Source organism: Trebonia sp., from assembly GCF_049794275.1.
Taxonomy (GTDB): Bacteria; Actinomycetota; Actinomycetes; order Streptosporangiales; family Streptosporangiaceae; genus Trebonia.
The window spans coordinates 1-1688 of record NZ_JBARCR010001239.1 but is presented as its reverse complement, the minus strand read 5'-3'; the positions used below and the strand labels follow the sequence as shown (position 1 = coordinate 1688).

At 70.7% G+C, this 1688-nt stretch carries 2 protein-coding genes; one reads left to right on the top strand and one right to left on the bottom strand.

Annotation, left to right across the window (positions count from 1 at the left end):
* Positions 1 to 141: 141 nt before the first annotated feature.
* Positions 142 to 1353: an amidohydrolase family protein gene (locus tag WA805_RS30355; RefSeq protein WP_425244040.1), complete on the top strand. Its 1212-nt coding sequence runs from the start codon at positions 142 to 144 to the stop codon at positions 1351 to 1353.
* 42 nt (positions 1354 to 1395) lie between these two features.
* Here WA805_RS30355 and WA805_RS30350 read toward each other — a convergent pair.
* The coding region (locus WA805_RS30350) for an alpha/beta fold hydrolase (RefSeq protein ID WP_425244039.1) at positions 1396 to 1688 on the bottom strand (293 nt) is incomplete at its 5' end.

The window sequence follows — 1688 nt, the reverse complement described above, 5'->3', positions numbered from 1 at the left end:
CACGCGGACCACTTGCTCACGGTCGAGGAGGGGAAGCCGGTTCAGCGCGGCGGTCACGGTTGACAGCTTAACAGCGTTCAATTTACCTTAACAACGATAAGGACTTAACGATGTTAAGCAGTCAACGGGGCAGGGGTAATCATGGCGATCACCGCCATTACCGGCGCGCGGGTCTTCGATGGCGAGCAGGTCATCGGGATGCGCACGGTCGTGCTCGACGGCGCCGGCATAGCCGCCGTCGGGGGACCAGTGCCGCCCGGCGCCACAGTCGTGGACGCCGCCGGGGGAACGCTACTGCCCGGACTGATCGACTCTCATGTCCACACCGACTCGGACGGGCTGCGCCTGGCGCTGCGTTTCGGCATCACCACGGAACTGGAGATGATGGGCCACTGGACGCCGGAGGAGCGCGCGGCCATCGCGGGCGATGACGTGGCGGATCTGAGGTCTGCCGGGATGGGGATTACCCCGCCGGGCGGCCATCCGAGTGAGTACGGTCCGCCGGCCGACGCCTTCCCGGACGGTCCGCCGCCCGGCTTCTCCTTCCCGTTCTGCTCCACCCCGGCGGAGGCGGCGACGATGATCGGGCAGCAGCTCGCCGAGGGCTACGACTACGTCAAGGTCATGATCGAGGACGGTACCGTCGTCGGCCACCCCGGGCTGACGGTCATCAGCGACGACGTCCTCACCGCTGCCGTGCGGGAGGCGCACCGCCACGGCAAGCTGGCCATCGCCCACGCCACCACCATCGACGGCGCGCGGCGGGCGGTGCGAGCCGGCATCGACGGCCTCGCACACATGTGGGCCGACGGCCCGGCCGCCCCCGACATCGTGGCGGACATCGCCAGGGCCGGCACGTTCGTGACCCCGACCCTGACCGTCCTGTCCTCCGCCACCGGCCACCCCGGCTCCCGTTTCGCCGCCGACGAGCGGGTGAGCTCCAGGCTGAGCCCGCAGTGGCTCGACGCGCTGCGCGGCAGCATGAACGTCTACCCGCAAGGCAACCTGGACGACGCCCTTGGTGCCGTGGCAGCGTTGCAGGCTGCGGCCGTGGACATCCTGGCCGGAACCGACGTGTCGTCACCTGACCCGGCCTTCGGCGGCATGGCCCACGGCGCCAGCGTGCACCACGAGCTCCAGTTGCTGGTCACCGCCGGCCTGACCCCGGTGCAGGCCCTGCGGGCGGCCACCGCCACGCCAGCGCGCCGATTCGGCCTCACCGACCGCGGCCGCATCACCCCGGGAGCTCGCGCCGACCTGGTCCTGGTCGACGGCGACCCCACCACCACCATCGCCGACACCCTGTCCATCCGCGCCGTCTGGCGCCGCGGCGCCCGCCAGGCCCCGGCCTGAGACCAGCCCAGTGCGCTCGGAGTTCGAGCCGGTGAAGACGGGTCACGCCCCCGTCCCGGCGTTGGCGATGCCCATCGACGCCGACAGCGACCGCGGATCCCGGGTCGGCCATGTGCCGGCCTCGGCGGCGCCGATCAGCGTTCGGACAAAGTCGTTGAACAGCTCTGGCTCCTCCAGGTTGAGGGCATGCCCCGAGTTCGGCACGACAGCGAGCCCTGCCATCGGGATCGTGCGCTTGAGCAGCAGACCTGGCTCCAGGCAGGCCTCGTCCTCGTCGCCGTTGACCACGAGCGTAGGCGCGCTGATGCCGGCGAGCTGGCCGGTGATGTCGTACA